This is a genomic window from Lentzea jiangxiensis (genome assembly GCF_900104175.1).
In the GTDB taxonomy this organism is placed as follows: domain Bacteria; phylum Actinomycetota; class Actinomycetes; order Mycobacteriales; family Pseudonocardiaceae; genus Lentzea; species Lentzea jiangxiensis.
Map to the genome: position 1 here is coordinate 1 of NZ_FNIX01000030.1, position 22,573 is coordinate 22,573.

25 protein-coding genes are annotated in these 22,573 nt (G+C 71.1%); 16 read left to right on the top strand and 9 right to left on the bottom strand.

The annotated features are described in order from the left end of the window. Positions 1-308, top strand: a 308-nt coding sequence (locus BLQ91_RS37480; RefSeq protein ID WP_176960169.1) for a transposase, incomplete at its 5' end; no start/stop codon positions are given. Positions 309-315: 7 nt separating this feature from the next. On the opposite strand, the gene BLQ91_RS43200 is transcribed toward BLQ91_RS37480, so the two are convergent. Continuing rightward, positions 316-2,295: a helix-turn-helix transcriptional regulator gene (locus tag BLQ91_RS43200; RefSeq protein WP_245734242.1), complete on the bottom strand. Its 1,980-nt coding sequence runs from the start codon at positions 2,293-2,295 to the stop codon at positions 316-318. A gap of 211 nt (positions 2,296-2,506) precedes the next feature. Between BLQ91_RS43200 and BLQ91_RS37490 the strand changes: the two genes are divergently transcribed. Continuing rightward, entirely contained in the window at positions 2,507-2,890 is a 384-nt protein-coding gene (locus BLQ91_RS37490; RefSeq protein WP_090104982.1) for an SsgA family sporulation/cell division regulator, read from the top strand. Between the two features lie 4 nt (positions 2,891-2,894). On the opposite strand, the gene BLQ91_RS37495 is transcribed toward BLQ91_RS37490, so the two are convergent. Together BLQ91_RS37495 and BLQ91_RS37500 are read right to left on the bottom strand one after the other, a co-directional pair. Continuing rightward, positions 2,895-5,150 (bottom strand): ATP-binding protein, encoded by a 2,256-nt coding sequence (locus BLQ91_RS37495; RefSeq protein ID WP_090104984.1) that lies wholly within the window; start codon positions 5,148-5,150, stop codon positions 2,895-2,897. A 9-nt stretch (positions 5,151-5,159) separates the two neighbouring features. Then, on the bottom strand, positions 5,160-5,807 hold the full coding sequence (locus tag BLQ91_RS37500) for a GntR family transcriptional regulator (protein ID WP_090104986.1): 648 nt from the start codon (positions 5,805-5,807) through the stop codon (positions 5,160-5,162). Positions 5,808-5,907: 100 nt separating this feature from the next. Here BLQ91_RS37500 and BLQ91_RS37505 point away from each other — a divergent pair, with 100 nt between their 5' ends. From BLQ91_RS37505 to BLQ91_RS37540, 8 genes are all read left to right on the top strand, one after another. Beyond that, positions 5,908-6,861, top strand: coding sequence for an asparaginase (locus BLQ91_RS37505; RefSeq protein ID WP_090104988.1), 954 nt, complete (start codon positions 5,908-5,910; stop codon positions 6,859-6,861). A 22-nt stretch (positions 6,862-6,883) separates the two neighbouring features. Next, positions 6,884-7,174 carry a hypothetical protein gene (locus tag BLQ91_RS37510; RefSeq protein ID WP_090104990.1) on the top strand — a complete coding sequence of 97 codons (291 nt, stop codon included), beginning with the start codon at positions 6,884-6,886 and terminating at the stop codon, positions 7,172-7,174. A gap of 96 nt (positions 7,175-7,270) precedes the next feature. Next, the gene (gene msrB / locus BLQ91_RS37515) at positions 7,271-7,693 is read left to right on the top strand and encodes a peptide-methionine (R)-S-oxide reductase MsrB (protein ID WP_090104992.1); all 423 of its coding nucleotides are present in this window, start codon (positions 7,271-7,273) and stop codon (positions 7,691-7,693) included. A 245-nt stretch (positions 7,694-7,938) separates the two neighbouring features. Beyond that, positions 7,939-8,826 carry a TIGR04222 domain-containing membrane protein gene (locus BLQ91_RS37520; RefSeq protein ID WP_090104994.1) on the top strand — a complete coding sequence of 296 codons (888 nt, stop codon included), beginning with the start codon at positions 7,939-7,941 and terminating at the stop codon, positions 8,824-8,826. Positions 8,827-8,917: 91 nt separating this feature from the next. After that, entirely contained in the window at positions 8,918-9,700 is a 783-nt protein-coding gene (locus BLQ91_RS37525) for a TIGR04222 domain-containing membrane protein (RefSeq protein ID WP_143023020.1), read from the top strand. After that, positions 9,679-10,536, top strand: coding sequence for a TIGR04222 domain-containing membrane protein (locus tag BLQ91_RS41905; RefSeq protein ID WP_281199888.1), 858 nt, complete (start codon positions 9,679-9,681; stop codon positions 10,534-10,536). The genes BLQ91_RS37525 and BLQ91_RS41905 overlap by 22 nt, the downstream gene beginning before the upstream one ends. Continuing rightward, positions 10,536-11,354 (top strand): MbnB/TglH/ChrH family RiPP precursor modification enzyme, encoded by an 819-nt coding sequence (locus BLQ91_RS37535; protein WP_090105000.1) that lies wholly within the window; start codon positions 10,536-10,538, stop codon positions 11,352-11,354. The genes BLQ91_RS41905 and BLQ91_RS37535 overlap by 1 nt, the downstream gene beginning before the upstream one ends. A 4-nt stretch (positions 11,355-11,358) precedes the next feature. After that, the gene (locus BLQ91_RS37540) at positions 11,359-11,718 is read left to right on the top strand and encodes an SCO6045 C-terminal-like domain-containing protein (protein WP_090105003.1); all 360 of its coding nucleotides are present in this window, start codon (positions 11,359-11,361) and stop codon (positions 11,716-11,718) included. A 49-nt stretch (positions 11,719-11,767) separates the two neighbouring features. Here BLQ91_RS37540 and hemQ read toward each other — a convergent pair whose 3' ends face one another. Genes hemQ through hemE form a run of 3 tightly spaced genes read right to left on the bottom strand, consistent with a single transcriptional unit; the run spans position 11,768 to position 14,945 of the window. Next, the gene (hemQ, locus tag BLQ91_RS37545; protein WP_090105006.1) at positions 11,768-12,460 is read right to left on the bottom strand and encodes a hydrogen peroxide-dependent heme synthase; all 693 of its coding nucleotides are present in this window, start codon (positions 12,458-12,460) and stop codon (positions 11,768-11,770) included. Positions 12,461-12,483: 23 nt separating this feature from the next. After that, on the bottom strand, positions 12,484-13,911 hold the full coding sequence (hemG, locus tag BLQ91_RS37550) for a protoporphyrinogen oxidase (protein ID WP_090105008.1): 1,428 nt from the start codon (positions 13,909-13,911) through the stop codon (positions 12,484-12,486). Beyond that, positions 13,911-14,945: a uroporphyrinogen decarboxylase gene (gene hemE / locus BLQ91_RS37555; RefSeq protein ID WP_090105010.1), complete on the bottom strand. Its 1,035-nt coding sequence runs from the start codon at positions 14,943-14,945 to the stop codon at positions 13,911-13,913. The genes hemG and hemE overlap by 1 nt, the downstream gene beginning before the upstream one ends. Before the next feature lie 72 nt (positions 14,946-15,017). Here hemE and BLQ91_RS37560 point away from each other — a divergent pair, with 72 nt between their 5' ends. After that, complete coding sequence (locus tag BLQ91_RS37560) at positions 15,018-15,563, top strand: DUF3000 domain-containing protein (RefSeq protein ID WP_245734244.1); 546 nt, start codon at positions 15,018-15,020, stop codon at positions 15,561-15,563. 115 nt (positions 15,564-15,678) lie between these two features. Here the strand turns inward: BLQ91_RS37560 and BLQ91_RS37565 are convergent, their stop codons facing one another. After that, on the bottom strand, positions 15,679-16,824 hold the full coding sequence (locus BLQ91_RS37565; RefSeq protein ID WP_090105015.1) for a dipeptidase: 1,146 nt from the start codon (positions 16,822-16,824) through the stop codon (positions 15,679-15,681). 255 nt (positions 16,825-17,079) lie between these two features. On the opposite strand from BLQ91_RS37565, the gene BLQ91_RS37570 reads away from it, so the two are divergent. The 3 genes from BLQ91_RS37570 to BLQ91_RS37580 all read left to right on the top strand — a co-directional run bounded on the left by BLQ91_RS37570 (position 17,080) and on the right by BLQ91_RS37580 (position 19,842). Then, on the top strand, positions 17,080-17,796 hold the full coding sequence (locus BLQ91_RS37570) for a response regulator (RefSeq protein WP_090105079.1): 717 nt from the start codon (positions 17,080-17,082) through the stop codon (positions 17,794-17,796). A gap of 70 nt (positions 17,797-17,866) precedes the next feature. Continuing rightward, positions 17,867-19,123, top strand: a complete 1,257-nt coding sequence (locus BLQ91_RS37575) for a ribonuclease D (protein WP_090105017.1) — start codon at positions 17,867-17,869, stop codon at positions 19,121-19,123. Between the two features lie 230 nt (positions 19,124-19,353). Then, positions 19,354-19,842 carry a GNAT family N-acetyltransferase gene (locus BLQ91_RS37580; RefSeq protein WP_245734246.1) on the top strand — a complete coding sequence of 163 codons (489 nt, stop codon included), beginning with the start codon at positions 19,354-19,356 and terminating at the stop codon, positions 19,840-19,842. A gap of 81 nt (positions 19,843-19,923) precedes the next feature. Here the strand turns inward: BLQ91_RS37580 and BLQ91_RS37585 are convergent, their stop codons facing one another. After that, the gene (locus BLQ91_RS37585; protein WP_090105084.1) at positions 19,924-20,412 is read right to left on the bottom strand and encodes an HIT family protein; all 489 of its coding nucleotides are present in this window, start codon (positions 20,410-20,412) and stop codon (positions 19,924-19,926) included. 71 nt (positions 20,413-20,483) lie between these two features. Further along, the gene (locus tag BLQ91_RS37590; protein ID WP_090105019.1) at positions 20,484-21,134 is read right to left on the bottom strand and encodes a MerR family transcriptional regulator; all 651 of its coding nucleotides are present in this window, start codon (positions 21,132-21,134) and stop codon (positions 20,484-20,486) included. Between the two features lie 104 nt (positions 21,135-21,238). Between BLQ91_RS37590 and BLQ91_RS37595 the strand changes: the two genes are divergently transcribed. Together BLQ91_RS37595 and BLQ91_RS37600 are read left to right on the top strand one after the other, a co-directional pair. Continuing rightward, positions 21,239-22,075 (top strand): hypothetical protein, encoded by an 837-nt coding sequence (locus tag BLQ91_RS37595; protein WP_143023021.1) that lies wholly within the window; start codon positions 21,239-21,241, stop codon positions 22,073-22,075. Further along, a complete protein-coding gene (locus tag BLQ91_RS37600) occupies positions 22,072-22,521 on the top strand; it encodes an ABA4-like family protein (protein ID WP_090105022.1) in 450 nt (149 codons plus the stop codon). The genes BLQ91_RS37595 and BLQ91_RS37600 overlap by 4 nt, the downstream gene beginning before the upstream one ends. The last annotated feature ends 52 nt before the right edge of the window (positions 22,522-22,573 follow it).

A 22,573-nucleotide genomic window follows, 5' to 3' on the forward strand; every position in this document is an offset into this window, starting at 1 on the left:
AGTTGTACCTGGTCATGGACAACTTCTCCCCGCACCGCCACCCCGACATCCGCAAGTGGGCCGCCGGCAACCAGATCGAGCTGGTGTTCCTGCCGACCTACGGATCCTGGCTGAACTGGATCGAGGCCGAGTTCGCCGCACTGCGCTACTTCGCCCTCAACGGCACCGACCATCGCAGCCACACCGAACAGAACACCGCGATCGCCGCCTACATCCGCTGGCGCAACGCCCGCGCCAAGCCCAAGACCGGCTTCGCCACCGACTCACCCATCCGCACCTGGACCCATTACCCGGCCAACGTTGCGTGACGCGCCACTAGCCGGCACCGAAAACGGACGAGAGCTGCACCCGCCTGCCGATCCCGGCCTTGCGGTAGACGCGGGTCAGGTGCAGCTCGACCGCCCGCCGCGTCACGCCGAACCGCTCGGCGATCTCCCGGTTCGTCCGCCCCTGCAGCGCCAGCAGGACGATTCGCGACTCGTGCGGCGTCAGCTCGTCCCACGCCGCCGAACGCACCGGCCGCGCCGGACGGGACAGTGCCGGACGGGACAGTGCCGGACGGGACAGTGCAGCCCTCGCCTGCTGCACCACCTCGGTGGCGCCGGCTCGTTCGGCGTCGGCCACGGCGGCACGCGGCGAACCCAGCGCGAGATGCATGCGGGCGCGCTGGTGCAGCAGGAGGTCGCACGCCCACGCAGGCGGCAACGTGCCGGTGTAACCCAAGTGCACCAGCATCTCCCGAGCCTCACCCGGCCTTCGAACGTCCACACAGGACGCCACGAACGCCGCCGCTCCCAGCGCCACGCAGCCGCGCAACGGTGACGCCCGGGCCAGCTCACGCATGAGCCGCGACACCTCCGCGTGGTCCCCGCGAGCCCGGTGCGCCCACATCTCCCACGCGGTCAGCCAGTCGTGCTCCGCCCCCACGAGCTTCGGCCGCACCAGCGGCGCCAGCTCCAGCAGCACGTGCTCGGACCCGGTCCGCAGCAACGCGAGCCCGGCGAGCGCGAGCGACGGCACCACCGGCCCGCTCGGGGGAAGCGAGCGCAGCACCCGTTCCGGATCAGCCGGGACGACCGGCGTCTCGCCGAGGCTCAGCACGTCCTCGTCGCACTGCCAGTCGAGGACCACCGCGTCGACCCACGCGCGGGCGACGGGCCGCTGCCGGGCGAGCTCGCCGGCCCCGGGCGCGATCCCGCAGCGCAGGTGCAGCTCCGCCGCGGCCACCGCCACCTCCGCCGCGACCCCGGCGTCCAGCGGCTCCCGCAGCGCGGCGCGCAGGCACCGGACCGCGTGCTCCGGCCTTCCGGCCGCCCGGTGCAGCCGCGCCGCGCCGAGCAGCAGCGGAGCCACCCACCGCGCTCCCAGGGGTTCCGCGCACGCCACGACGTGCTCGGCGACAGCGGCCGGTGGGTCGCTGCGCCGGTGCATCACCTCCGCCGCGGCGCGATGCAGGCGCTCGCGCGGTTCGGGCGCCATCTCGTGCCGGATCGCGTGGCGCAGCGCCGGCGACCGGACCCGCATCGGCTCACCGCGGGCGAGGCGGGCGTCGACGAGCCGTTCGAACGCGGCCAGCGTCCGGAACGACCCCGTCCCGGCCACCTCGCCCAGCACGTCCAGCGACGCCGTCCCCAGCACCGAGAGCGCCCGCGCGACCGCCACCGCGTCGGCGTCCAGCGCCTCCCAGCTCCGCCGCACCGCCCGCAGCAGGCGCGGCAGCCTCAGCCCGGGCAGCAGAGCGCGCAACGAGGACACCGACACGTCCGCGACGACGTCCAGCACGTCGCTGAGCACACCGGGCGCCCCGCCGCTGAACTCGAGGCACAGCTCTGCCAGCTCCGGCGAGACCTCGGCGTCGCACCGGCGCCGGAGCATCTCGGCCACCGCCGCCGCCCCGACCGGCCCCACGGGCACCCGCACGGCGTCCACGACCGGCAGGGTGTCCGGATCGCAGTCCCCCGCCACCAGCACCACGCCCCGGAACCGCGCCAGCCGCTCGGTCTCCTCCCCGGACAGCCGCTCGACGTCGTCCACGACGAGCACCGTGTGGCTGTCGACCCCGGCCAGCGCCCTCAGCCCGCGCACCGGCCGCAGCCCGCTGCGCACCGCGATCGACGACGCGACCGACAACAACGCGCTCTTGCCCATACCAGTCGCGCCATGCACGACGCACGACCGCACACCACCGCTGATCGCGTCCGTCAGGACGGCGATCTCCCGCTCACGTCCCACGAGCAGGCCGCCCGCCCGGCGCACGGCGGCGTCGACGAGGCCGGGACGAAGTGGGGCGACCATGCCGTCCAGCAAATCGCCCGCGCCCCCGCTGGACCATGCAGAAGCACCGGCAGAAGTTCGCCGGTTCTGCCCCTTCGCACAGCACCGGCGACCGCTCTTCAGGGCATGAACGCCGAATCCCCTCGACCAATCGGTCGGTGATGACCGTGAACCGTTCCGGCTCCTGTCACGTGTACCTCTAGGTAGGCACGCGAACACTCGGGAGTCCCCCATGCGGGTCGCATCACGCACCGTCTTCGACTTCGTCCGGCCGGACGGCACCACCGCCCCGGTCGAGACCGAGCTGGTCTACCAGGCGGACGACCCGTTCGCGGTGACCATGAGGTTCCGCGCGGGCGGCTCGGTGGCCACCTGGGTCGTGGGCAGGGACCTGGTCTCCGAGGGCATGGCCGCGGCGGCGGGCGAAGGCGACGTGCGGCTGCGTCCCGTCACGAGCCGCGTGCTGCTGCTGGAGCTGATCTCGGACCGGCAGGTCACGGTGTTCCGGGTGCCGGCGGGCACGCTGCGGAAGTTCCTGGGCGCGACCCACGAGCTCGTGCCGCCCGGCTCCGAGCGGTTCGACGCCGACGCGTTCCTGAGCACCGTCCTGCGCTAGGCCGTCACCCCGCGAACAGGCGCTGCCGCACCTCGGCGGCGATCTCGTGCGTGGCGTCGGTGTCCCACCGCTCGCACACGGCGAGAGAGTCGCGCAGATGCCGTTGCGCCGCGCCGTCGTCACCTCGTGAGGCGGCGTTGTCGGCGAGCGCGCGCAGGATCTCGATCTCACCGAGCCCGTCACCGATCGCCCGGAACCCCTCCAGCGCCCGGGCCAGGTCGTCGTCCGACGCGTCCAGGCACCCGGCAGCACGGTGGGCCAAGGCGCGATGCAGCAACGTGCGCGCGAGCCACGACCTCATGTGCGCACGCCGGTAGACGTCCTCGGCCTCGGTCAGCACCACAACGGCCTCGTCCGCCCTGTCGGCGTCTATCAACGCGAGGCCGAGCCATCCGAGCGTGCGGCCGAGGGCGGAGAGGTCGTAGATGCCGCGGGCGTAGGCGCGTTGCTCCTCCGCCACTTCCTCGTGCGCGGTCACGGCGGCGATCGGGCGGTCCATCAACCGCCACAGCACGCCGAGCACCGACCGCGCGTAGTGCTCGTCCCCGGGCTCGCGCATCGACGCGATCGCCTTCAGGCACACGCGTTCCGCCTCGTCGAAGTGGCCGAGTCCGCTGTGGGCGGCCGACGCGACGAGCCACACCCAGCCGAGGTGCCCGGTCTCCCCCGACTCCCCGGCGAGCCGCGCGGCACGGGTCAGCACCTCCAGCGCCGGGCCCGACCGGCCGGCCACGTCGAACAGCACCCAGCCCAGCTGGGCGAGGACCACGATCTCCTGCCACGGCTCGCGCGCGGACGCGAGAGCGGCGCGGTAGACGCGTTCCCAGAGCAGGCCCGGTTCGATGGCGGCGTAGTGCGACAAGGCGATCACCGCGCGGGCCACGTCGTCGTGCAATCCCCGGGCCTGCGCCCGGTCGACGATCTCGGGCAGCAGGTCGCGGTGCTCGTCGAGCCACCGCCGCGCCGCCACCACGTCGGGGAACGTCCTGCCCCGCGGGCGGACGCGCCGGGCGTCGCCCGTCTGTCCGAACAGGACTCCCGCCGCCACGGTCGACTCCAGCAGCCAGGAGAGCATCCTGCGGTGCGCATCGTCGTCGGTGGCGTCGATCAGGCCGTTGGCGAACGTCCGGACGAGGCCGTGCATCGCATAGCCGTGCTCGTCCGGGTCGAGGAGGCTGACGTCGGTCAGCTCCTCCAGGGCCTGCCCGGCCTCGGCGGCGGTGACGCCGGCCAGCTCCGCCGCGAGGTCCGGGGTCACGTGGGTGCCGACGAGCAGCCCGAGCCGCCGGAACACCAGGCGCGCCGTCTCCGGCAGGTGCGCGAGCGACACCTCGAACGCGCCGCGCACGTCGAGGTCGCCCGCCGTGAGCGCGGCGAGGCGGCGTTCCTCGATCTGCTCGACGAGGTGGCGCAGGGGCCAGCGCGGCCGGCTGGCGAGCCGGTTGCCCGCGATCCGCAAGGCGAGCGGCGACGTCCCGCACAGCCGGACGAGCGTCCGCGCGGCCTCGCGGTCGGTCTCGACGCGGTCCGCCCCGACGATCGACGCGAGCAGGTCCAGGGCGAAAGGCTCCGTGAGACCGCCGAGCCGGATCCACGTGGCACCCGCCAGACCGGCGAGGCGGTGGCGGGACGTGACGATCGTGAGGCACCCCGGATCGGCCCCGAGTGTGCGAACCTCCTCCTCCGTGCGCGCACCGTCGAGCACGAGCAGCAGGCGCTTACCCGCGACCAACGACCGGTAGAGCCGCGTCTGGCCGTTGACGTCCTCGGGCACATGCTCGGCGGGCACACCGAGGTCTCTCAGCAGCCGCTGGAGCGGTCGCTGAGAGCCTTCGAGGTCGACGAGCAGCTGTCCGTCCGGGAACCGGCCCTCCAGCAGATGCGCGGCCCTCACCGCGAGGCTCGTCTTACCGGTTCCCGCCGCGCCGTGGACCACCACGAGGCCGTGGGGCTTGCCCGCGATGGCGTCGAGCTCGGCGTCGCGGCCCACGAGGTCGGCGACGTACATCGGCACCGACCGGACGGGGCTCGTCAGCACGACCCCGCCGGTCCTCGCGAGGCGGCGCAGCTCGGCGCGGTCGCGTTCGTCGAGGTCCAGCGCGTCGAGCAGGGCTTCGGTCGTGCGGCGCTGCGGCGACCGGGCGCGGCCGCGTTCCACGTCGCTGATCGCGCGGACGCTGACACCGGACCGCTCGCTGAGCTCCTCCTGGCTGAGCCCGGCGTTCCTGCGGTGCCGCACGAGCCGGTCGCCGAACGTCATGCCCCGAAATTAGTGGTTGAGGCTCGTGAGCATCTGCGCACACACGCGGGAGAGGTGGCGGCGCATCACCGCGGACGCCTTGGCCGCGTCGCCGTCCGCGATGGCCCGGACGAGCTCGTCGTGGTCGTCCAGCGACGCGTGCTGGTGCGGGGGGTCGTCCTCCAGCGCACTGCGCAGGAGCACCACGCGTTGTTGCACGAGCCGCACCTGCTCCGCGATGCGCGGGCTGCGGGCCGCGTCGAGCAGCGACTGGTGGAACGCGAGGTCGAGCCGGTACGGGAACGGCTGCCCCGCCTTGTAGTTGCGGCGGCTCTCCGCGCAGACCTCCTGCAGCCGCACCAGGTCGACGTCGGTCCGCCGGGACGCCGCCAGCTCGGCCGCCGCGCACTCCAGGGCGGTGCGCAGCTCGAACAGGGCCTTGACGTCCTCGGGCGTGGCATCGGGCACGAACGCGCCGCGGTGGGGCACCAGCGTCAGCAGCCCCTCGGAGGCGAGGTGCCGGATCGCCTCGCGCAACGGGCCGCGGCTGATGCCGAGCTTCTGCGCGACCTCGACCTCGTTGACCCGCGAGCCCGGCGCGATCTCGCCCGTCAGCACCTGTTCGCGCAGGACGTCCACGGCCTGCCCGGCCAGGCTGAGGTGCAGCGGGGGTGTCACCTTCGTCTCCTGATCTGGACGGCACCGGCCGTCCCCCCGCTAAGCTAGCGACCCTGTCAACTGTCGACAGTTGGCAGTTCCGGGGTGCGATAGGGGCGACATGGGACACGAAGTGCTGGCAGAGGTCTGGCGGGGCGACTTCCTCGAGTCGGTGCACCACGGCACCGTCGTCGCCACCGACGCGTCCGGCGCCCCGGTCCTGTCCGTCGGCAGGCCGGACGACATCACCTTCCCGCGCTCGTCCAACAAGCCGCTCCAGGCCCTCGCGATGCTGCGCAGCGGCCTCGACCTCGACGGCCCGCTGCTCGCGCTCGCCTGCGCCTCCCACTCGGGAGAGGACTTCCACGTGGCCGGCGCCCTGGAGATCCTCTCCTCGGCCGGCCTCGGCGAGGAAGCCCTCCAGTGCACGCCCGACCTGCCTCTCGGCGAGCAGGCCCGCGCCCGGCACCTCGCCCAGGGCCTTTCCGCCGCGCCGAAGTACATGAACTGCTCGGGCAAGCACGCCGCCATGCTCGCCACCTGCGTCGTCAACGGCTGGTCGACGGAGGACTACCTCGACCCGGCGCACCCGCTGCAGGTCGCGACCCGCCGCACGATCGAGGACGTGGCCGGCGAGCCCGTCGCCCAGGTGGGCGTGGACGGCTGCGGCGCCCCGATCTTCGCCATCAGCCTCACCGGCCTCGCCCGCGCGTTCGGCCGGCTCGCCGGCGCCGCCCCCGGCACCCTGGAGCACCGCGTCGCCGCCGCGATGAACGCCCACCCGCAGTGGGTCGGCGGCACCGGCCGTGACGTCACGGTCCTGATGGGCGCCCTGCCCGGCGTCATCGCCAAGGACGGCGCCGAGGGCGTCTACGCCGTGGGCCTCCCCTCCGGCGAGGGCGTGGCGCTGAAGATCGCGGACGGTTCGTCGCGCGCCCGAGCCGTCGTCGTCGTCGCGGTGCTCAAGCGCCTCGGGGTGGACGTGAGCGCGGTCGAGGACCTCGCCACCGTCCCGGTCCTCGGGCACGGCCGTGCTGTGGGCGCGGTCAAACCGTCGCTCGCGCTCGCGGGCTGACCAAGCCACTAAGCTGGGGCTTATGGGTGATTCGAAGGACGAGGACGAGAAGTTCCAGGAGGAACTGATCGGCCTCGACCCGCAAGACCCCGAGACAAAGGCGTTCGCGGACCACCTGGACCGCATGCAGCGGCAGCGTCCCGGCTACACCGTCGAGGGCTACCTCGACGGTGTGCGGGACTTCGCCGACTCGGCGAACCGCACGACGGGGCACCAGCGGCTGGTCGCCGTCATCGTCGTGGGCCTGATGCTGCTCGGCGTCCTGCTCACGATCTGGTTCGCGCTGGGCGACATCGTCACCATCATCTTCTGACCCGGACGAGAACGAGTTCTTACCGGCGTCTTACGGCCTCGCACGGGGAACGTCCCGCCGGGAAGCCTCACGAGCCCGCCGGCGTTATAAAGAGACATGGAACCTGTTGTCGGCGCCACCCCCAAAGTCGTGCGATCCGAAGAGGAATGGCGCACGCTGCTCAACCCCGCCGAGTTCGCGGTGCTGCGCCAGGCCGGCACCGAGCGTCCGTGGACCGGCGAGTACACCGAGACCAAGACCGAGGGCGTCTACGAGTGCCGTGCGTGCGGGGCCGAACTGTTCCGCAGCGACACCAAGTTCGACTCGCACTGCGGCTGGCCGTCGTTCTTCTCGCCGCTGGCCGGTGACTCGGTCATCCTGCGCGAGGACCGCGCTCTCGGCATGAAGCGCGTGGAGGTGCTCTGCGCGGCCTGCCACAGCCACCTCGGGCACGTCTTCGAGGGCGAGGGCTACCCCACCCCGACGGACCAGCGGTACTGCATCAACTCCGTTTCCTTGAAACTCGTTGCGTCCGAATAGGAGACTGGAGCAGGACTCCGGTCGCCGGACCGGACCGACCTGGGAGGCAGCATGAACTTCTTCGGTACCGACGGTGAAGGCTCCAGCGGGGTCGACGGCGGTTCGTCGAGCTAGTGACGGCACCGCGGCCGTCGACCGGTGACGGGCAACCCTAAGGCTTCGTCAACAAGCCTTGTCCGGCTGTGGCGCGGACCACACCATGGACGCACCGAAGCACATTCGGGGCAGTTCAGGGGGTGGGTCGCATGAAGGCTTGGGGGTTGTCCGGACCGGAGTTCCTCCAGTTGTACTGGATCGGGCTGGCACTGGCGGTGCTGGTCGCGGTCGTCGTCCGGGTACGCGTGCGGGCAGGTCACGGCGACCAGCCCGTGCGCTCCCTGGACATGGACGAACTCGCCTACCTCGCGGGCGGTCCGAGGCGCGTGGTCGAGACGTCCCTCGCGCGCCTGCTCACCGCGGGTGAGCTCCGCACGTCCCGGCGCGGCACGGTGCAGGTGACGTCCACCACGCAGTCGCTGAACCCGGTGGACCGCGCGGTGGTGACTGACGGCCAGCGCTACACCAACCGCACGGTCAACCTGATGATCCCGGCCGTCGCCCAGGACGACGTGGTCACCGCGATCGGCCGGCGACTCGAGGACATGGGCCTGGTCGTGAACCCGGCCATCGCGAAGAGCGCGCTGCACAAGGGATGTGCCGCGCTGTGGGTCCTGCTGGCGATCGGTGTCGCCCGCTGGGTCAACGGCATCGCGATCGGCGCGGACATCGGCTGGCTCTCCGTCCAGCTCGTCCTGACGGTCCTGCTGATCGTGCTCCTCACGCGACGCGGCAAGCACATCCGCACCGCCAGGGGCACCAGGGTGCTGGAGGCCGCCCGCGGCACCCGCACCAGGGCCGCGAGCGGGGACGAGGCCCTCTACGCGGGCGCGGCCGGAGCGGTTCTCTTCGGCGGCCTCGTCGTGTACCCGGACCTGGCGGTGCGCAGCTCGCTGCTCGCCTCGTCCTCCACCACGTCGGCGACCACCGGCTACGGCGGGTGTTCGTCCAGCTCGTCCTCGTGTTCGAGCGGCAGCAGCTGCAGCAGCTGCGGCGGGGGCGGTGGGTGCGGTGGTGGCTGCGGCGGGGGCAGCTGAGCCGTCCTCCCTTGTTCTATTCCGGTAACGCGAGGAACCCAGGGGTAGATCTCGCGTCGAAGAAGCACAGGCACCAGTGAGGGGAGTGCTGATGTCCACGCCTTCGACACCGCACCAGACCATGTGGACCGCGGAGGAGATCGGGTTCCTGGCGGGGGGACCGGGCAGGGCGGCGGAGGCCGTTCTCGCCCGGCTGCTGGACGGCGGTCTCGTGCGCGTCTCCCGCGAGGGACTCGTGACCGCCGTCCACCAGAACGCCTACGGCGCCACCAGTCCGCTGGAGGCGTACGTCCTGGCGGGACTGCACGGAACGCCCCGGCCGGTCCAGCAGGTCGTGCAGGTGGCGATGACGAGCCACGAGATGGGCGCGCTGCACCAGAGCCTCGTCGCCCGCGGGGTGGTGCGCTCCTCGTGGGGCAGGCCCCGCGGCGGCAAGACCGCGTTGCGGGTCGTGCTGTTCCTGGTGGCGTTCGCCTCGTTGTTCGTGGCGCTCGCGGTCGAACCCCTGGTGCTCGTGCTGACGGGCATGGTGCTGGTGACCGCGCTCCTGTTGCGGGACAAGGGCAGGCTCACGGCGAATGGCAAGATCGTGGTGCGATACGCGTTCAGGTCGACGAGCAGCGGTGCGGAAGCGGTGGCGTTGTTCGGATTGCGGCGGGGCAAGCAGCGCGCGGTCAAGTCCTCCGGTTCGTCCACTCCACACGTCGGCAGCGGTTGCGGCTCCTACGACTGGAGCCACCACGGCTGCGGCGGCTCGTCGAACTGCTCCAGCGCGAGCAGTTGCGGTTCCAGCAGTTGTTCGAGCAGCAGCAGTTCGAGTTCGAGTTGCAGCAGCTCCAGTTCCAGCAGCAGTTGCGGCAGTTCCAGCAACTGAGGAGAAAGCGGTGGCCACGGCGGTCATCGTGGTCGTGGGTTCCGGCAGCAGTTGCGGTTCCGGCAGTTGAGGGAGAACTGATGGTGACTCCGACGACCTCCCGGGCGACGGTCCTGTCCCCCGAGGAGATCGGCTTCCTGACGGCGGGACCGGGCAGGGCGGCCGAGACCGCGCTGGCCCGGCTGCTCGACGCCGGGGTGGTGCGGGTCGCGCGCGATGGCCGGGTGTCCCCCGTGCACCAGAGCGGCGGTGGCGTCACGGTGGTCGAGACGCGCATGCTCGGCCGGCTCACCAAACCCGTGCAGTTCGGTCAGGTGGTGCAGGCCTCCGCGAACAGCCTGGAGATGCGGGTGCTGCAGCAGGGGCTGCGCGAGCGGAAGCTGATCCGCAACCCCCGTCCCCGGATGCGGCTGTGGTGGATCTTCCTGGTGATCGGGTCGTTCCTCGGCCTGGCCGCCCTCACCGAGCCGACCCTGCTCGTGGGAACCGCGGCGCTGTTCGGGGCCTCCTGGTGGTCGTTCGGCGCTCGTCCGGTCACCAGGGCGGGCAGGGCGGCGCTGGAGGGCGTGACCGGGGACGACCGGGTGCTCACGGTCGCGTTGCACGGCTTCCGCGGCCGGGTCGGCGGCCGGAACGTCGGCGACCTCTTCGAGCTGCCGCAGAGCGTCGTCAACACGGTCCCGCGCAAGAACAGGAAGCGCACCGACAACGACGGAGCCGGGTACGGCAGCTGCGGGAGCGGGTGCGGCAGCAGTTCTTGTGGTAGCAGTGGGTGTTCGTCGGGCAGCAGCAGCTGCGGTGGCGGCGGTTGTGGCGGCGGCGGAGGGGGCGACTGATGGCGGGGATCGAGGACCTGGGTGTCGGCATCGGCTGGCGCCCGGAGATCGACCTGACCGTGGAACGCCTGCCCGGCGTGGACTTCGTCGAGGTCGTCGCCGAGAACCTCCACATCGGACACCTGCCGGAGTCGGTCGCGCTGCTGCTGGAGCGCGGGGTCCCGGTGCTCCCCCACGCCGTGTCGCTGTCGCTGGGCGGCGCCGACGAGGTCGACCTGCACCGGGTCGAGCACCTGGGTGCCGTCGCCGAGGCCGTCGGGGCGCCGATGGTCAGCGACCACGTGTGCTTCGTGCGGGCGGGCGGGCTCGACTCCGGTCACCTGATGCCGGTGCCGCGCACCAGGGACGCGCTCGACGTGCTCGTCGCGAACGTCAAGCTGGCCCAGGCGAACCTGCCGGTGCCGCTCGCGCTCGAGAACGTCGCCGCGCTGCTGGAGTGGCCGGACGGCGAGCTGTCCGAGGGCCAGTTCCTCGCCGAGCTCGTGGAGCGCACGGACTGCTGGCTGCTCGTCGACGTCGCGAACCTCTACGCCAACGCCCGCAACATCGGCACGGACCCGGAGCGGTTCCTCGACGAGATCCCGCTCGAACGGCTGGCCTACGTGCACGTGGCCGGCGGCGAGCAGCACGGCGACATCTACCACGACACGCACGCCCACGCGGTCCTGCCGGAAGTCCTGGAAGTGCTGGACGAACTGTGCTCGCGGGTCAGTCCTCCTGGCGTTCTGCTGGAACGCGACGACAACTACCCGTCCGACGCGGAGATCGAGGCGGAACTGGCCGCGATCCGCGCCGTCGTGGACAAGCACCGCGGCTGAAGACATGAACGAGAACGAAGTCCTCGCCGCCCGCGAAAGGCTCGCCGCCCGGCAGGCCGAGCTGCTGAACGCATTGCTGGCGAATGGACCGGCCCCAGCGGGGTTCGACGAACAACGCCTCGCCGTCGAACGGCGCGCGTTGCTGTCCAAACGACGCGGCATCGTGCGGATGCTCGGCCCCGCGGTCGCCGATGAGCTCGGCGAGCGGTTCCGGCCGCTGTTCGACGCCTACGCCGTCGAACACCCGCGTCGGGCGGGATCACGCGCGCGCGAGGACGCCGCATCGTTCGCGGAATGGTGCCGCGCCGCGGGCGAGTTGTCGGCGAAGCGCAAGGCTCGCTGGAAGTTCTGGCAGTCGAACTGATCGACCCGGAGGGATCCCGGCCGCCCGCTCCGGACGGCCGGGACCGCCCTCACGGCAGGTTCAGGACCAGCTCGGCGGCCGGGACGCGGGTGCCCGTGTAGAAGGGGATCTCCTCGCGCACGTGCAGACGTGCCTCGGTGCCGCGCAGGTGGCGCATGAGGTCGACGATGCGGTGCAGCTCGTCCGCCTCGAACGCCAGCAGCCACTCGTAGTCGCCGAGGGCGAACGACGCGACGGTGTTCGCGCGCACGTCCGGGAAGTCGCGGGCCTCCTTGCCGTGGTCCGCCAGCATCTTGCGGCGGTCCTCCTCCGGCAGCAGGTACCACTCGTAGGACCGCACGAACGGGTAGACGCACACGTACTTGCGCGCCTCCTCACCCGCGAGGAACGCGGGGATGTGGCTGCGGTTGAACTCCGCGGGGCGGTGCAGGGCGACCTGCGACCAGACCGGCGTGGAGACCTTGCCGAGCGGCGTGCGGCGGAAGCCGGTGTAGGCGGCTTGGACCTGCTCGATCTCCTCGGCGTGCCACCAGATCATGTAGTCCGCGTCGGCGCGCAGACCGGCCACGTCGTAGACACCGCGGACGACGACGCCCTTGCCCTCCAACGCGTCCAGGTAGTCCTGGGTCTCGCTGGCCGCCGCCGAACGGTCGTCCGGAAGCTTGCCGGGTTCGACCCGGAACACCGACCACATCGTGTAGCGGATGGTGTCGTTGAGCTCGTTGTAGTTCAAGCGCGCCATACATCCATCTTGGCACGGTCCTCTCAGCGGCGAACGCGGCCCAGCAGGTGTGCTGCGACACGGGCGGCGGCCGCGTCGGCGGTCGCGATGCACGCCGGCACGCCCACGCCGTGCAGCGCGGCTCCCGCGACGGCGAGGCCCGGCACGTCGGCGATGCCGCGCTCGATGGTGTCGACCAGGTCGACGTGGCCGACGCCGTACTGCGGCAGCCCGCCGCCCCACCGCTGGACCACGTAGTCGATCGGCGCGTCCTTGACGCCGGTCAGCTCGTGGAGGTCGTTGCGGACGGCCTTCACGAGGTCGGCGTCGCTGCGTTGCAGGAGCGCCGTCTCGCCGTGCCGCCCGACGGAGCCGCGCAGGATCACGGGTTCGCCGTAATGCGCCCACTTGCGGCTGGAGAACGTGAAGGCCTTGGCGGTGAACGGGGTGATGCGGTCGGAGTACCGCTCCCCCTCCGCGATCAGCACGCCGGAGCGGTCCGGCAGCACGGTGCCCGGCGGCAGGGCGAGCGCGACGACGGCCATCGAGGCGACCTCGACCTTGCCGTACGCGGCGGACACCTGCGGGGCGATCTCGTGCAGCAGCTTGCGCGCGGACGGCGCGGGGACCGCGAGCACGACGCCGTCGCACTCCAGGTACTCCGGAGTCGCGGCCGAGCCGATCTCGAGGCGCCAGCCGTCGCCGAGCCACGACAGCACCCGCACCGGCAGGCCCAGCCGCACCTCGGGCTTCGCGACCTCGGCGAGCCGGTCGACCAGCGACGAGACGCCGTTCGCCAGCGACGCGAACACCGGCGGGCGGGCCGCGCGGGGCTGCGGTGGCGCGGGCATCGTCATCGCGGCGGCCGCGAGCAGCGACCCGACGCCCTTGTCGAGCAGCGTCGCGATCTGCGGCATCGTGGCGCGCAGGCCGAGCTCGTCGGCGCGGCCCGCGTAGACACCGCCGAGCAGCGGGCCGACCAGGCGGTCCGCGACCTCGGGGCCGAACCTGTCCTTCACGAGCGCGCCGACGGCGACGTCCCCGCCGCCGAGCGAGACCGGGGGCAGCGTCGGTTCCATCTCGACCCGCAGCGCGCCCTCGGACGACAGCATGTGCCGCACGCTCTCGACGCTCGCCGGGACGCCCATGAACGTGTGCGCCGGCAGCTGGTGCGTGCGCCCGTCCGCGTGAACGCTCGCCTTCGCGCCCGTCGGGTGCACCACCTGGTCGTGCAGCCCGATCTCGTCGATCAGCTCCTGCGCCTCGGGCTTGCGGTGCAGGAACGCCTCCGCGCCCACGTCGAACCGCACGCCGGCGAGCTCGGTGGTGCGCAGCTTGCCGCCCAGCCGGTCGGACTGCTCGACCACCGTGATCCTGGCGTCGGGGCCGAGCAGCATCCTCAGGCGGTGCGCGGCAGCGAGTCCGGAGATGCCTCCCCCGACGACGGCGACGTGCGGTGCCCTGGCGTGCATTACAGGCTGTGGATCAGTTCGACGGTGCGGGTGATGATCTCGGGGTCCGTGTCGGGCAGGACGCCGTGGCCGAGGTTGAAGATGTGGCCGCGGGCGGCCTTGCCCTCGGCGTGGATGCGGCGCACCTCGCGTTCGACGGCCTCGAAGCCCGCGAAGAACAGCGCCGGGTCGAGGTTGCCCTGCACGACCGGCTCCGGCAGCTCCGGGGCGGCCTCGCGCAGCCGCCGCACCGCCACGTCGAGCGGCAGGCGCCAGTCGACGCCGACGACGTCCGCGCCGGCCTCGCGCATGGCGGGCAGCAGCTCGCCCGTGCCGACGCCGAAGTGGATCCTCGGAACGGTGCTGATCGTCTCCAGCACCCGCTTCGAGTGCGGCAGGACGAACTCGCGGTAGTCGCGCTCGGACAGCGCGCCCGCCCACGAGTCGAACAGCTGGACCGCCTGCACACCCGCGTCGAGCTGCGCGTGCAGGAAGGCCGCCGTGACGTCGGCGATCTTCGCGAGCAGCGCGTGCCACAGCTCGGGGTTGCCGTGCATGAGCGCCTTGGTGCGCTCGTGGTTCTTGCTCGGGCCGCCCTCGACGAGGTACGAGGCGAGCGTGAACGGTGCTCCCGCGAACCCGATCAGGGCGACTTCCCGCGGCAGTTCCTTGAGCAGCAACCCGATCGCGTCGGCGACCGGCTGCACCTGCTCGGCGTGCAGCGCGGGCAGCGCCTTCACGTCGTCGAGCGTGCGGACCGGGTTCGCGACGACGGGACCGGTGCCCGCGACGATGTCGAGGTCGACACCGGCCGCCTTGAGGGGCACCACGATGTCGGAGAAGAGGATCGCGCCGTCGACCCCGTGCCGCCGGACCGGCTGCATGGTGATCTCGCAGACCATCTCCGGGTCCATGCACGCGTCGAGCATCGCGGTGCCCTGGCGGAGAGCCCGGTACTCGGGCAACGACCGTCCCGCCTGCCTCATGAACCAGACAGGGGTGTGCGACGGGGTGCCGCCACTTGCGGCCACGAGGAGGGGAACTGAAGAAGTCATATCTCTTTCATGGTCCCACGTCCCGGCGTGCCGCCGTCACTCGGTCGGTTTCCGAGGCATACAGTCAGTTGCGTGACCGAGCCGGAAATCTTCCGCCGGGCGGTGGGGACGCTCAAGTCGGTTCGCCACAGGCCCGAGATCGAACTCACCGAAGTTCGCCCACCGCAGCGGCTCGCCCCGTGGGCGTACGCGCTGACGGCTGAGGTCACGGGTCCCTCGGATGAGCTGTCGACCGGAAGGCTCGTGCTGCTGCACGACCCGGACGGCGACGAGGCGTGGGGCGGCGTCCTGCGCGTCGTGGCGTACGTGCGCGTCGAGCTGGACCACGAGCTGGCCTCCGACCCGCTGCTGCCCGAGGTCGGGTGGTCGTGGCTCACCGAGGCCCTCGACCAGTCCGGTGCGCGGTTCACCGCTTTGGGCGGCACCGTGACGCAGACGTCGTCGGCGAGGTTCGGCGACATAGCCGGTCCGGCTCGCACTGATGACCTGGAACTGCGCGCATCGTGGACGGCGCTCGACGGCGAGCTCGCCGAGCACGGCACCGCGTTCTACGAACTGATGGCGACGGCCGTGGGGCTGCCCCCGGTCGGCGTGACGATGTTCGGCCAGCGTTCCTGATCCATCGATATCCCATATATCAGCAACGACTCCGCACACCCCAACCTTTGCAACTGCTCTTTTGTGGACGTGCACAAAAGAGCAGTTGCAAAGGGCGTGGCGATAAAACAGCAGGTCAGTTGTCGGCGTCGCGCAGCACGCGCAGGACATTGGCGCCCGCGAGCTTCGCGCAGTCGTCCTCGGACCAGCCTCGGTCGAGCAGCGCGCCGATGAGGTTCGGGTAGGTCGAGACGTCCTCGAGGCCCTGCGGGAGCGCCTGGACGCCGTCGTAGTCGCCGCCCAGCCCGATGTGGTCGACGCCGACGACCTCGCGGGCGTGGTCGAGGTGCAGGACGACGTCGTCGAGCGTCGCGACCGGCTTGGGGTGGTCGACGACCCACTCCTCGGTGAACTTCTTCCGCTCGTCCATGTCCGCGTGGCTCGCGCCGGCGGCGGTCATCGCGTCACGAAGGGCTGCGTCCCATTCAGCGACACGCGGCGACACGAAGTCCGGGACGAATGTGATCATGGCCACACCACCGTTGGCCGCCAGCTTGACCAGGACGTCGTCCGGGATGTTGCGGGGGTGGTCCGCGACGTGGCGGCACGAGGAGTGGCTGAAGATCACCGGCTTGACGCTCGTGTCGAGCGCCGCGTGCATCGTGCTGGGCGCGACGTGGCTCAGGTCGACGAGCATGCCGATCCGGTTCATCTCGCGCACGACCTCGCGGCCGAACTCGGTCAGGCCACCGTGTTCGGGCTGGTCGGTGGCGCTGTCGGCCCACGGGGTGTTGTCGTTGTGCGTCAGCGTCATGTAGCGGACGCCCAGCCGGCGCAGGGCGCGCAGGACACCGAGTGAAGAGTTGATGGAGTGACCGCCCTCGGCGCCCAGCAGGGACGCGACACGCCCGGATGCGAAAACTTTTTCAGCCTCGGCGGCGGTGGTCGCGATCCCGAGGTGGTCGGAGTACCGCCCGGCCAGCTCGTGGACCAGCTCGACCTGCTCCAGCACGGCGGTGACGGCTCCGTCTCCCGCGAGCCTGCCGGGGATCCAGACGGACCAGAACTGCATTCCCAGGCCGCCCTCGCGCATTTTCACGATGTCGGTGTGCAGGCTGGGATGACGGTCCGTGAGATCGATCTTCGCGGCGGTCGTGAAGACGTCCTCGCCGGTTCCCTCTCCGAACTCCCGCAGTGCCCACGGCAGGTCGTTGTGGCCATCCACGAGGGGCACGCGCCGCAGCAGGGCCCGCGCTCGTTCGACACCCGAACCGCTCCGCACAACCAACTCCTAGATGTCGTTCTGAGAGGGCCTCGCGTTACGCCCCCTATCCAGTTGTCATCCAATCGTGTGACAGATGGGGCCATCTGTCACAACTCAATAGGGATAGATACCCGATTGATCGTCCCGTAGACCCGCATGGGCGGCTACGCTGCCCCAGACGACACCACTTTCGGTCGATCAGTGGCGCGGCTGATTGGACGAAAGTCTCCGGTGCCGGTCGGGGGGCACGACCGACTCCAGGGAGGTAGTGACGTGGCTGCCGTCGGCTTAGGTCAGGCCGTTCGTACCACGCCAGCCGGCTCGTTGCCGGCGAACATGGTCCCGCACCCGCGGGAAGAGCTTTTTTCAGTGCTGGTGGTCGACGACCACCCACTGCTGAGGGAGGCGATATCAGCTCGGCTCACCCAAATGGGAGCCGGGACAGTGCATGAGGCCGCATCGGTGGCAGAGGCTCGGGCGCGGGCACTTGCCACCGGACCGTGCGACCTCGCGATCCTCGATCTGGGCCTGCCGGATGGCACCGGCATCGACCTGGTCACGGAACTCCGTGCCCAGGGCTGGCCCCGCATCGTGGTCCTCGCATCCTCCGACGACCCCTACGCGGTCAGGTCGGCCTTCCAGGCGGGCGCCCAGGCGTACCTCCTGAAGTCCGCCTCTCCGATGGTGGTCACCGACGGGGTGCGCAGGGTCCTCGACGGCGGCGTTTACGCAGATCCGAGCGTGGCACCAGTACTCGCAGCGGGTACTCGGGTGCCGGGCACGGACAACACGCCGCGGGAACTCTCCGCGCATGAGGTCGAGGTGCTCCAACTGGTCGCCGATGGCCAGAGCAACAAGGAGATCGGCGAAGCTCTGAGCCTGTCCGCGTTGACGGTGAAGTCTCACCTGTCGCGGATCGGCCGGAAGCTGGGCACCGGGGATCGCGCTCAGATGGTCGCGCTGGCCATGCGTGCCGGCGTGATCCGTTAGATACCGGTTTGAAGCACTGAACCGGCCGAGAACACCTGTGAGTGGTGCGATCGTCGTAGGGTCATCCGCTGTGGATGTACCCGCCGACGAGCCAACCGCACCATCCGGACCAGATCCGGTACCGCTGACGGAACCTGCTGATGGGGTCCCGCCCGTGGTCGCCGATCCTGCTGCGCTCCGGCGAGCCGCTGACGCGCTCGCCGGGGCGAAGGGCCCGGTCGCGGTGGACACCGAGCGAGCCTCGGGCTACCGCTACTCACAACGTGCCTACCTGGTGCAACTGCGCCGGGAAGGCGCCGGCACGTGGTTGGTCGACCCGATCGCCCTGGGCGGACGGCTCGACCCGCTGGTGCAGGCGCTGGACGGTACCGAGTGGGTGTTGCACGCAGCGTCCCAGGACCTGCCGTGCCTCGCCGAACTCGGGCTGCGTCCCGGCGTGCTGTTCGACACCGAGCTGGCGGGCAGGCTGGCTGGGTTCGACCGCGTCGCGCTGGGCACGCTGGTGGAACGGCTACTCGGTTACAGGCTCGAGAAGGGGCACGGCGCGGCCGACTGGTCGCGCCGGCCCCTTCCCGCCGATTGGCTGACGTACGCCGCTCTCGACGTGGAGCTGCTCGTGCAGCTGCGCGACGTTCTCGAAGCCGAGCTGGAGCGCCAGGGCAAGCTCGCCTGGGCGCTCGAGGAGTTCGAGGCGGTGCGGACGGCGCCGTTGCCGCGCCCCCGCATCGACCCCTGGCGACGCACGTCGGGCATTCATCGCGTGCGCAACCAGAGGCAACTGGCCCTCGTGCGTGCGCTGTGGGAAGCCCGCGACGCCGTGGCCCGTGAACGCGACATCGCCCCCGGACGGGTCCTGCCGGACTCCGCCCTGATGGAGGCGGCCGCTCGCAACCCCTCTTCGGAAGCCGAACTGCTCGCGCTTCCGGTCTTCCGCGGACGTTCCCAGCGCCGCATGGTCGGCGTCTGGATGAACGCGCTGCGCAAGGCGGCGAACCTGACGAAGGCGGAGCTCCCGGAACCCGCGAGCCAGCACGACGGTCCTCCCCCGCCCAACCGCTGGGCGGACAAGGACCCGGACGCGGCGGCCCGGCTGACCGCGACCAGGGCGGCGCTGGGGGCCATCGCCGAGGCCAACACCCTTCCGGTGGAGAACCTGCTGCTGCCCGACCTCGTGCGCCGCACCTGCTGGCAGCCGCCGGCCGACCTCTCGCCCGAGTCCGTGTCGTCCGCGCTGCGGGAGGGCGGAGCCCGCTCGTGGCAGATCGAGCTCACCCTCGAAGCGCTGACGAAGGCGCTGGCGGCGACCGCACCACCACCGGCCGGCTGACATCCGGCAGTCCAGCCGGCTCCGGCCGAGCTGTGCGTTGACGACGGCCTCGACGGCCACGCGCCTGGGCCATCCAGTGCGCCGCCGAGGACCGTCGTCAACGCGCCGGGCGGGTCGTCCCCGCTGTCCACCCGCGGCCCGAGCACCTGCCCGGCAGCTGACCTCCACCCCGTCTCGGCCGGACCTGCAACCGCGTCGCCGCTTTCCCGCACCACCAGGGGACGTCCCACGTGATCAGCACCGCCCGCCTGGACCTCATCCCGTTGCGGGTCGAACACGCCGCGGAAATGGCCGAGGTGCTCGCGGACCTTGCTCTGCACACGTTCACCGGCGGCGCACCGCTCACCCCCGAGGCGCTCAGTGCCCGCTACGAACGGCTGACCGCGGGCTCACCCGACCCGGGCACCCGGTGGTTGAACTGGGTGATCGCCCTGCGCGACGAGGACCGCCTCACCGGCACCGTCCAGGCGGCCATCACCGACCACGTCGCTGAAGTCGCCTGGGTGGTCGGCATCCCGTGGCAGGGCCGCGGCATCGCCCGCGAGGCGGCACAGGGCCTCGTCACCCGGCTGAGGACCCGGCCCGTCCACACGGTCATCGCCCACGTCCACCCCGACCACCACGCCTCTGCGGCCGTCGCCGCCTCGGTCGGTCTCACGCCCACCTCCGAAGTCCACGACGGCGAAGTCCGCTGGCTGCTCCACCAGCCCTTGCAATGAGTCTTTTGCGGACGAAGTCCAAAGAGTCGTTGCTAAAGGCCAGCTCAGCACGTCGCCCGAACTGATATATCGGTTGTGACCTCAGTTGACCATGTGGTCGCCGAGGCGCCGGGCCAAGTCCGCGACCTCGTCATCGGGCAGGTCGAGGTGGCCGCGGGAAGGATCGAACAGGGCGAACTGCTGATCTTCATACGGCACGCCCGGCGGCAGCGGCACAAGGTGCCAGTGCACGTGCCGGTTGGCCTGCTGACTGCCGAGCGAGAGCACGTAGAGCCGCTCGACGGGCAGTAGCGCGGTCAAGCCGCCGCCCGCCCGGTGCACGACCCGCTGGATCGCGGCGTACTCGTCGGGCGTGAAGTCACCGATGGCGTGCTCGCGGTGCTCGACCGGCGCCACCAGGAAGTGGCCGACCGCCGAGGGGAACCTGCTCGCGAACACGACCGCCACCTCGTCCCGGTAGGCGACGTGGTGCGGGTAGTCCGGGTTGCCGGCGAGGAGCTCGCAGACGAAGCAGGCGCGGCGAGCGAGCGCGAGGTAGCCGCCGGGGTCCCAGGGCACGCGGGTCGTCATGATCCATTCGTACCGGAACCCGTCCGGCGCGGTTCGTGCCATGCCCGGCGGGACGGCCTCTCCTCACCCCATCAGTTCAAGGGATCGGAATCCGGCCGGCCGTCGATCACGTCGCGCGACACCTGGACGTGCGCGAGCCGCCGGACGGCCTTGAGAACGGCGTCGCCGATCAGGGTGCCGACGACCATCGCCTCGATGACGTCATCACGCGAGCCGCGGCCCGCGATGTACTCCACGTCGGCCTGCGCGATGATCTTCAACCCCTCCAGGTAGGGGTCGAGCAGGTCGCGGAAGTGGTCGTGACCGACCGAGCGGGCCACGGAGAGCGCCGCGGCGAGCATGTGGGTCACGTTGCTCCCGGTGACGTCGACGCACTCGGTCTCGCCCTGCCGCGCGAAGAAGGCCTGGACGTCCTCGATCGCGAGCGGGTCCAGCTCCACCGCGCTCGGCTGGCTGATCGCCTCCTGCACCGCGCCGAGCTTGCTGTGCAGCGACTCGTCGCGGGTGTCGATGGCCGCGAGCACCTCGCGCACCGACGCGATCGAGAGACCGCCGACGTCCACCAGAGCACGGACCAGCCGGAGCCGGCGCAGGTGCTCGTCGTCGTAGTGCGCCTGGTTCGGGCTGGTCAGCACACCGGCGGGCAGCAGTCCCTCGCGCAGGTAGTACTTGATCGTCGGCACCGGGACGCCGCTTCTCTTCGCAAGTTCGCCAACACGCATATGGATAGTGTAACTTCCGGATAGTAGAGAGTGCCGCTATCCATCCAGGGGGTACAGAGATGTTGCGCACGTGGCACCGGCCGCTAGTGGTCTTCGGTCTCGCGATGGCAGTGCTGATCCCGATCGCGCTGGTCGGGCTGCTCGTCGACGACCGGACGGTGGTCAACTCGCCGATCTGGCTCAAGCCGCTCAAGTTCGCCGTGTCGCTGACGATCTACGCGTTCACGCTGGCGTGGCTGCTCACGTTCCTCAAGAAGTTCCAGCGCGCCGGCTGGTGGGCGGGCACCGTCCTCGCGCTCGCCGGCGCCGCCGAGATGGTCGTGATCGTCGGCCAGGTCGTCCGCGGCAGGCGCAGCCACTTCAACTTCGAGACCCCGCTCGACACGGCACTGTTCTCGATCATGGGCTCCACCATCGTGGTGCTGTGGCTGACGCACGCGGTCGTCGCGGTCCTGCTGTGGCGCGCGGAGTTCGGGAACGAGGCGCTGGCGTGGTCGATCCGGCTCGGGCTCGTGATCTCGTTCCTGGGCCTCGGCGTCGGCTTCCTCATGACGAGCCCGAAGCCCGGCCAGGCGCTCGACGGCGGCACGCTCGGCTCGCACACCGTCGGCGCGCCCGACGGCGGCGCGTACATGCCGCTCACCGGGTGGAGCACCGAGCACGGCGACCTGCGCGTCGGCCACTTCATCGGCATGCACGCGCTGCAGGTGCTGCCGGTCGTCATCGCACTGCTCGGCAACCGCGCCAACACGAAGATCGCGTGGGTCGCCAGCGCGTCGTTCCTGGGAACCTTCCTGCTCGTGACCTGGCAGGCCCTGCGCGGCCAGTCGCTCGTCCAGCCCGACGGCACGACGTTGCTCGCGCTGGCCGGGATCATCGCCGCGACCGCACTCGGACTGGTGTGGGCGCGTGAACCGGAGAAGGAGCTCGTTGCCGCATGACCGCCACCCTGTTCGACCTGACCTTCCTGGTCGCGGCACCGTTCTGGGCGCTCATGATCCTCGCGCCGAAGTGGTCGTGGACGGAGAGGATCGCCGAGTCGTACCTGATCGTGCTGCCACCGGCGCTGATCTACGTCGTGCTGCTGGTCCCGGAGCTCTCCACGGTGCTGCCTCTGGTCACCCGGCCGGAGATCGGTCCGCTGGCGGAGTACCTGGCCACGGACGCCGGCACGGCGCTGGTGTGGGCGCACATGCTCGCGTGGGACCTGTTCGTCGGACGCTGGATGTACCTGGAGGGGCGGCGGCTGAACGTGCACCCGCTGGTGATGGCACCCGTTCTGGTGATCACGATCCTGCTGGCCCCGGCCGGGTTGCCGCTGTTCCTGGTCATCCGCAAGGTGTGTGACGCAAAGTACAGGGGCGACGCTGTGGTTACCGGCCAGTAACTAGGGCTAGAGTTGGCGTTACCGACCGGTAGGGACGTCGCGCTCCCCTGCC

Excerpts from the sequence above, each read along its gene's own strand:
- hemQ (WP_090105006.1), bottom strand. The coding sequence starts at position 12,460 with ATGGCGCGCTTGAACTACAACGAGCTCAACGACACCATCCGCTACACG.
- BLQ91_RS43200 (WP_245734242.1), bottom strand. The coding sequence starts at position 2,295 with ATGGTCGCCCCACTTCGTCCCGGCCTCGTCGACGCCGCCGTGCGCCGG.
- BLQ91_RS37535 (WP_090105000.1), top strand. The coding sequence starts at position 10,536 with ATGGCGGGGATCGAGGACCTGGGTGTCGGCATCGGCTGGCGCCCGGAG.
- BLQ91_RS37600 (WP_090105022.1), top strand. The coding sequence starts at position 22,072 with ATGACCGCCACCCTGTTCGACCTGACCTTCCTGGTCGCGGCACCGTTC.
- BLQ91_RS37505 (WP_090104988.1), top strand. The coding sequence starts at position 5,908 with ATGGGACACGAAGTGCTGGCAGAGGTCTGGCGGGGCGACTTCCTCGAG.
- BLQ91_RS37520 (WP_090104994.1), top strand. The coding sequence starts at position 7,939 with ATGAAGGCTTGGGGGTTGTCCGGACCGGAGTTCCTCCAGTTGTACTGG.
- hemE (WP_090105010.1), bottom strand. The coding sequence starts at position 14,945 with ATGACTTCTTCAGTTCCCCTCCTCGTGGCCGCAAGTGGCGGCACCCCG.
- BLQ91_RS37495 (WP_090104984.1), bottom strand. The coding sequence starts at position 5,150 with ATGACGTTCGGCGACCGGCTCGTGCGGCACCGCAGGAACGCCGGGCTC.
- BLQ91_RS37490 (WP_090104982.1), top strand. The coding sequence starts at position 2,507 with ATGCGGGTCGCATCACGCACCGTCTTCGACTTCGTCCGGCCGGACGGC.
- msrB (WP_090104992.1), top strand. The coding sequence starts at position 7,271 with ATGGAACCTGTTGTCGGCGCCACCCCCAAAGTCGTGCGATCCGAAGAG.
- hemG (WP_090105008.1), bottom strand. The coding sequence starts at position 13,911 with ATGCACGCCAGGGCACCGCACGTCGCCGTCGTCGGGGGAGGCATCTCC.
- BLQ91_RS37540 (WP_090105003.1), top strand. The coding sequence starts at position 11,359 with ATGAACGAGAACGAAGTCCTCGCCGCCCGCGAAAGGCTCGCCGCCCGG.
- BLQ91_RS37595 (WP_143023021.1), top strand. The coding sequence starts at position 21,239 with ATGGCAGTGCTGATCCCGATCGCGCTGGTCGGGCTGCTCGTCGACGAC.
- BLQ91_RS37585 (WP_090105084.1), bottom strand. The coding sequence starts at position 20,412 with ATGACGACCCGCGTGCCCTGGGACCCCGGCGGCTACCTCGCGCTCGCT.
- BLQ91_RS37510 (WP_090104990.1), top strand. The coding sequence starts at position 6,884 with ATGGGTGATTCGAAGGACGAGGACGAGAAGTTCCAGGAGGAACTGATC.
- BLQ91_RS37525 (WP_143023020.1), top strand. The coding sequence starts at position 8,918 with ATGTCCACGCCTTCGACACCGCACCAGACCATGTGGACCGCGGAGGAG.
- BLQ91_RS37590 (WP_090105019.1), bottom strand. The coding sequence starts at position 21,134 with ATGCGTGTTGGCGAACTTGCGAAGAGAAGCGGCGTCCCGGTGCCGACG.